Raw genomic sequence first — 6,799 nt, forward strand, 5'->3', positions numbered from 1 at the left:
CTAGTTTAACAGCTCCGCCAGCCGCTCGTTCAGCTGCTCTCCCCTCAGGTTTCTACCAACAATAGTCCCATCTTTTGCAATAAGGAAATTGTCTGGGATGCCATTAATCCCATAGATCAGGGCAGCAGTGTTCTTATTCCCGTTCAATTCACTCACATGCACCCAGGTAAGACCGTCTTTCTCGATTGCCTTCACCCAATTGTCTCTTTTAACATCCAGGGATATGGCCACCACTTCAAAACCTTTGTCTTTATAGTTGTTGTAAGTCTTTACGAGGTTGGGGTTCTCAAGACGGCAAGGGCCGCACCAGGATGCCCAGAACTCCAGCAAGACAACTTTTCCTTTGTAGTCTGAGAGCGTCACCTGCTTCCCGTCCACTGTCTCCTGGGTGAAATCAGCGAATTGCTCACCCATTTTAGGGTCTTTGTTCAAGCGCAGGTAATTGGAAATCAAAGCACCGTATTTGGAGGCCTTATTAGCTTCCGAGAAACTACCAAACAACTCCTCCGTTGTTTCCCTTCCCCAGGTAGAGCTAAATACTTCCAATAAGTGGGCGCTAACAATGGATGCGGGATTGTTACGGACAAAGGAGATGTAGCGCTGCTCTTCTTCCTGGTAGAGGCTTTGTAGTTTGCCATTCAATTCCGCTCTTTCTATCTTAGTTAAACCTTTCTCTTCTAGCTTATTGCTAATGCTGTCCTGGCTCCTTCTAACTGAAAGCATTAAAGTGTTGAGCTCGTTGTTCTCATTCTCCGTTACAGAGCCAAGAACTGTGGCATCTCTGAACTTGCCTTTTTCACCTTCAAAAGAAACTGATTTATTTTCAAGCCAAATAAAGCGATAGTTACTCAAATCCTTGGTCTTGAGTATAAACTGCTGGGATGGTTCTTCAATTTTACCCGAAAGCTCAAATCTTTCATTGATGACAAATGCTGAATCAAGCGGCTTGTTTGTTTTGGAATTATCGGCATCCTCTAAATAAAGCAAGGTACTATCAGCAAAACCTTTTGCAGTTCCTTTCAAAACAAAGCCATCAAAAGGGATATTAGAAGCCGTTATTTTCTTTTCGGCGCACCCACCTGTAAGCAGCAGGAAACTAAAAGGAAGGATGTAAAGTTTCTTCATATTTTTAATTATTTATTCTTATCGGTTCCCCACAACGGACTTGTACAGGCAAAGGACGAGGTGCTGCCGAGTTTGGAGCTTGTGCAGGGTTATGATCCTAGTGTTTTTGATCTCTACCTCTAAGCTTGAAGTAGATTATAGATTATTCTCCCTTCTGTATTGAAGCATTTCTTCCCTCGACTTAAAAAACCTTACCGTAGAATTTGGCTTATCGATGTAGAACCTCTTATCACTACTACTAAAGCTCGCCTTCTTCCTCAGGTCAGCTAAAGGCTCCATCCCTAGCTTTGCACGCTCCTGGTTTCTTGCTTTCTCTGCCTCAGGACTAAACGGCAACACCTGTGTACCATTTGCCGTGCCTCTCACTACCGTCGACCCAAATTTTTCTTTTTCGAAGTATTCAGCGTGGTAGGCGTAGACATGAGGAGATAACTCTCCATTCAGAACAGCTGTCAGCAAGGCAGGTAGTATATCCCTTCTCCCTCGCTGGACGGCATGCCGCAGCAGGATGTTGTAGAAAACAGCTCCATCTGGCTTTGTGGCACCCACCAACTTCTCAGAAGGGAAACCGTTTCTGGAAACTAGCTGCAAGAACGCGTCCGTGTTTCGGTTGGTGATATAGTCAATGGAGTCAACATATGCGGCAAGCAGTACGGAGTCCGCCTTACTGGAAGCTAGCTCAGCCCTTTTCCTGTAATAGTATTGGTCAGAGGCCACCATGGCTAAGAGGGTGTCTCTGTAACTTTGGTTGATTTTGTCCGTGCATGTTCTAGCCGTACTTTGGTACTGCGTGGAGAACCTCTGCCATTCCTTTGTACCCTTAAGAGCGCTGAGCACCTGCTGATCTTGAATTTCATCAAAGGCTATTCCCTTGCACTTGAGTTTCCCCAAATACCTGAAGGCAGCTTTGTTTTTGCCAGTCAATGCAGCACAGACAGCGGCGTTATAGTAGGCGTTTGAGGTTGCTGTGGGTTGAAGGCTGAATGCCTGTTCGTATTTTACAAGCGCTTCTGCAAAAAGAGAATCTGTAATCAAAACTTCTGCCTCATTAACTCTAGCATGGTAGGCAGCATTCGTTTGTGAATTCGCCTGAAGGGAAACTATTTGTAAAGCGATAAAAAAAGTGATCTTGTAAATAAGTCTGCTCATAGGTATATTTTATATGTTTTTATGACACACAACGTGCTGGGCTAAACTATGGCGCAGCTAAAGTTTAGGTTTGGTTAGCATAAGGATTTATAATCCCTCTGAGTAATCAGGATTAACACAGGTGACGCCGGCTGAATTCTTGACCTTTACAAACTTTCCAGCCACTCTGTCTACAGACCATGAATCATGGATTTCTGTAAGTTCGGCCTGCTGCTGGTCTTTGAAATGTATTACATAGAGTTCTTCACCGGCAGCCTCCTTGACCTTGCAGGTTGTCCAATTATATTCTTTTTCTGGATAGCTTGACTCAATGTCGATTTCGTCCATGACTTCAAATACGGCTTTATTACCATTTCTGCTGATCAACTTTTGAAGGAGTATCTTACCAGATCCATTTCTGCATTCTTCCTGTGATTTGGCAAGCTGGGAAATCCAAAACCCGCCCTCGTCCTGATTGGAATCTATTAAAGTACCTGCGCAATTGAACCATCCCATGCCTTCAATTTCAATCGTTGTTTTACCTATTAGGCTGATACCATTTTGTTTTGCACCGTCGCCTTCTCCAGTTGTCTGAGATACGCGATTAGATTGAGCCTCTGAATCACCAATTGCCGTTCGGCTAATGTCATCATTAACAGTTTCTGTTTTTACTTCAGCATTACATGAACAAAATGTTACAATTATAAGAATGGCTCTAAGGATTGTTTTCATCTCAATACTTTTATTTTAATGCTAACGGCTCCGGCTAAAATACGCCATAACGGTATGGTAGGCAAGGGGGGTGTATTTTAGGTTTTGTTGTAGCCAGTTTTATTCAGTTGGTAATAAATTTGGGCCTCCTCTTTCTTGGATTAGATTTAAATTTTCTATGATACTTCCCCAAAGTCCATTACTTGAATGCCATTCAACTCCAGTTCCTCTAGTGTCTTTTAATAAAGATTTCTTTTGTTGATTCATTGTTTTCTTAAACTCACTAATGAAAAGATTTGGAGTGTGCATTTTTCTATTTCTATTTACCTTTTCAGTTCCTGAATTATAGTAAGGGATTAAGAAACCCACTAAATAGTCCAAGAATAGATTTATGTCTTCACTAGTGTTTAGAATATGTATTAATTTTTCCCAAATAAATAAGGGGAATACATCCTTGTTTAATTTTAAAAACCTTTTAATATATTTTTCATAATTACCATATGCCCAATGTCCTCCACATTCTCTATCAGCAATAAAGTAATTGTCCATTCCAACAATGAATTTTTCTAATTCATTATTTTCTAATGAGAAATTAAACAAATTGATGTCTTCTTTCATTTTTATTAAATTGGCTACAACGTGCTGGTATAGCGGATGGCGAGGCGTTAGCCGAAGATAACAGCTATACTTTGTTGAGTGATGGCTTTCTACAAGCCCTTTAAGAAGCAGGTCAGTTTTTCTCTCTGCCTATGTAGGCAGCAACCTCTCTTCCATAGTAACTATCCCTTTTGTCTGCTGTCATCAGACTAAATAACTCAGCTGCTACTTCTTTCCCGAACTTCTCTTTATTCAAGTTCAAGAGATAAATGCCGAGGTAGGACGAGTTTGGGTTCTGCCGAATGAAGCCCAGAAGCTTATCATCTCCAGAGGAGGTAAGGACTCTCTCAAAATCCTGTTGCGTTGCTGAGCCTGTTATCTTAGCCTTGAACAGACTTCCTTTTTCCCCTTCCAGCCTGACATCGCTGTTCTCAAGCCAGAGAATTGCCGCATCTGATAGCTTATAACCTTTGAAAGCGCCATCGGCATCGTAGAACGGCTCCTTGAAACCAATAATAGTTTGCAGTACCTTGTTTTTTAATTGGCCTCTAAATTCGAAACGCTCCTTTTTGACAAGTGCCGAATCCAACAAAGGTGTTAGGCTGCTTTCCCCATTGTGCTTCAGGTAAATCCACGAACCGTCTGTCGCTCCCTTCACAGTTCCTGATACTATATAGCTTCCCAAGGATGAAGTGTGCTTTTTGCCTGCGCAGTAACTTAGCGTTAATAGGCCAAACACGAGGGCTGGTAATAATAGCTTGTTCATAGATTTTAAGTGTTATTCATACTTTAGCTTACTCTCAACGGACTGGGCCATAAGGCGGCGTAGCTGGCTTATGGGTGTGGTTAGCTAATGATTTTATTCAATATTCCCTGAACTCCTGACCATGCATTTTCTGGATTTAGGATGATGTAAAACAAAGCTTTTGGTAATACACCAGCTATTTCAATAGCTATTGCAACAATAGGTAACAATAAGTATAGCCAAACCGGGTACTTGAATTTAGTATTTACATTTTGCCATACTTCATTCCAAATGACTTCCATCTTGCTCTTGTAGTGCCATAGTATCAAAAAGTCTAATAGGATGTAAAATGATAGTCGCCATGTAAAGGCATTAGCCATAGCTGGCGGCATGAAAGTAAGGTCTATCAAAAGGACAGTAGTTACTATCGGAAGAAAAAGGAAAGCTCCAAGTAAGGCGGTTTTGTTTATGATTAAGAGAGCGCCACAAATCAACTGTGAAATGCCAATAAATGCCTTGAATGGTTGCTGGTCGAACATGTACCATGAGACACGAAATAAGTCTAAATCCTTCAACGGTGTTGCCAGTTCTGCATCACTTATACCAAACTGACCATCCACCATTTTACTGTAGCCATACCTAAGGAAGGTCCATCCAATTAGAAACCTTGCCGCAAGTATAAAGTAGTCCCAGTATTTCTCTCTAGGTATTTTCTTCAGAAGCTTCATCATTCAATTATTTGCTAACGGCTGGTACATAAAGCGAGCGAGGCATGGCCGAAGCTTGGCTTATGTACTTGGTTATGCTATTTGTTTTTATTCTATCCTAACAGGTAAATAGAACAGTGATGGTTCTGTACACCCTTCTTGACTATTTCTTCTCAACTGAATGTACTCAACGTGCTTAATCAAAACTGGTAGCAGTTGAGATAATTCATTTTTAGGCATGGTATAAGGCTCTTCAGTATTTTTAGAGCGGAGCTTTGCCACCATGATTTCATACTTGTCGAACTTTAGTGTTTCCCTATCATACTCTGCTTTCAGAACTACTAAGCCATGATAATCTTGTTGAAGATTAAGAGACTTTACACTGTCGTCCGTTAGTTGAAAGCAAGGGATTTCAATAGGGCATATAAATGATTCTAATGTGTCGACACTTGGAGCTAATTGCTTCTTCTCAACTTCTGTAGAAGGCACACCAACTTCTGCTTCTTCTGTTGATTCACACGAAAAGAGAATCAGCGTAAGCAGTAGATAACGTTGAGTAAGCAATACAGCTCTTTTCATTCTTGATTCACATTAAGCATAACGGTACTAGGCTAAACGGCGGCTTTGTAAGTTGTATTTCCCGAAACGAAGGTGATAGGAAAAACGCAGCGGCAGTTTGATAAAACCTAGCTGACGTTTAGCGTTGGTTAGCGGCTGTGGTTTCTTTACTGTTTTGGCTTCCCGCCCAATGTCTTTGTTCCTTCAGCTGTATTTTGCTGTTGGTTCCGCTAAATTATTTTATCTCATGCCTGTGATTTGAAATGAGCAACGTGTATAACTCAAAAGCAGGGGTACTCAAACGCACCCCTACTTTAATATTTAGTATACTAATTCAATACTGCTATCACAAATCCTACTATTGCTCCAGCGATGGCAGCAAATCTAAAAACTTCTTTATAGTTCTTTGTAAATATTTTTTGTAGAGTCTTTTCCATGAGATTACTTTAATATTGTTAAATATTTTGTTACTGATTGTACTGCATCTACACCTAGTTCTTTTGTTAAACCCGTTGCTACAGATACTAGCTTGTCAATGACAACTATTCAAGCCAAGACGTTTAGAACTACATACCTGCTAACGTCTCGTATAAAAACTGTGCGAGCTGGCGAGCGCGATTGTCCGCAGGACAATCGGCTAACAAGTGAGCCTGGACTTTCGATTCGAGACAGACTTTAGCATTGTTTTTATATGTTGTTGTAACCAGTTTTATTCGACTTTTTGGTAAAAATGGTTCAAGTCGAAGTTCAATATAATTTTAGGTTTTTCATATATCTTATTGCTAAAATAGGTGCTGTATCCAGCTTTGCCCATTTCATAGTCATAAGACCATTTGATTCGAGTGTTTAAAAGTCCGCTATCAGTTTCATAAGTGCCGTTCCCATAAAAGCCACTAAAAAAAGTTCCGTCAGAGTTTAAAACCAAAGTATCTGGTTGATGAGGCGATTCCACACAGCAAGGTTCTTTGCTAAAGTTTGTATTTATGTAAGTTCCAACAATATGAGATTCTGTCATTGGAACATTGTAATTAAAAACAAATATTCCAACAAGGAGAACAAATCCGATTCCGAATATAATGCGTTTCATTTCTTTAATTGGTTACAACGTTACTCGTGCATAATGTGGGCGAGGCGTTGCCGAAGCCTAAATTATGAACTTTGTTGGCAATCGTAATTTTACTTTTTTAACTAAGAGCAGGCTCAGAAGCCAGCTGAGTTGAAATGATGT

General features: G+C 40.6%; 8 protein-coding genes. All 8 read right to left on the reverse strand.

All coding sequences use genetic code 11. The features are described from left to right. Positions 1-1,125 (reverse strand): redoxin domain-containing protein, encoded by a 1,125-nt coding sequence (locus ACFSRY_RS19060; RefSeq protein ID WP_377511880.1) that lies wholly within the window; start codon positions 1,123-1,125, stop codon positions 1-3. 135 nt (positions 1,126-1,260) lie between these two features. Then, positions 1,261-2,274, reverse strand: coding sequence for a hypothetical protein (locus ACFSRY_RS19065; RefSeq protein ID WP_377511883.1), 1,014 nt, complete (start codon positions 2,272-2,274; stop codon positions 1,261-1,263). Between the two features lie 87 nt (positions 2,275-2,361). Beyond that, positions 2,362-2,985, reverse strand: coding sequence for a hypothetical protein (locus tag ACFSRY_RS19070; protein WP_377511886.1), 624 nt, complete (start codon positions 2,983-2,985; stop codon positions 2,362-2,364). A 99-nt stretch (positions 2,986-3,084) separates the two neighbouring features. After that, the gene (locus ACFSRY_RS19075; RefSeq protein WP_377511889.1) at positions 3,085-3,582 is read right to left on the reverse strand and encodes a hypothetical protein; all 498 of its coding nucleotides are present in this window, start codon (positions 3,580-3,582) and stop codon (positions 3,085-3,087) included. Positions 3,583-3,694: 112 nt separating this feature from the next. Further along, the gene (locus ACFSRY_RS19080; RefSeq protein WP_377511892.1) at positions 3,695-4,327 is read right to left on the reverse strand and encodes a DUF4369 domain-containing protein; all 633 of its coding nucleotides are present in this window, start codon (positions 4,325-4,327) and stop codon (positions 3,695-3,697) included. 80 nt (positions 4,328-4,407) lie between these two features. Next, on the reverse strand, positions 4,408-5,037 hold the full coding sequence (locus ACFSRY_RS19085; protein ID WP_377511895.1) for a hypothetical protein: 630 nt from the start codon (positions 5,035-5,037) through the stop codon (positions 4,408-4,410). Positions 5,038-5,121: 84 nt separating this feature from the next. Then, on the reverse strand, positions 5,122-5,592 hold the full coding sequence (locus ACFSRY_RS19090; protein WP_377511898.1) for a hypothetical protein: 471 nt from the start codon (positions 5,590-5,592) through the stop codon (positions 5,122-5,124). Between the two features lie 688 nt (positions 5,593-6,280). Next, a complete protein-coding gene (locus ACFSRY_RS19095) occupies positions 6,281-6,658 on the reverse strand; it encodes a hypothetical protein (RefSeq protein ID WP_377511900.1) in 378 nt (125 codons plus the stop codon). Positions 6,659-6,799: the final 141 nt, after the last annotated feature.

The sequence above is a fragment of the Pontibacter locisalis genome (genome assembly GCF_042684605.1).
GTDB classification, from domain to species: Bacteria; Bacteroidota; Bacteroidia; order Cytophagales; family Hymenobacteraceae; genus Pontibacter; species Pontibacter locisalis.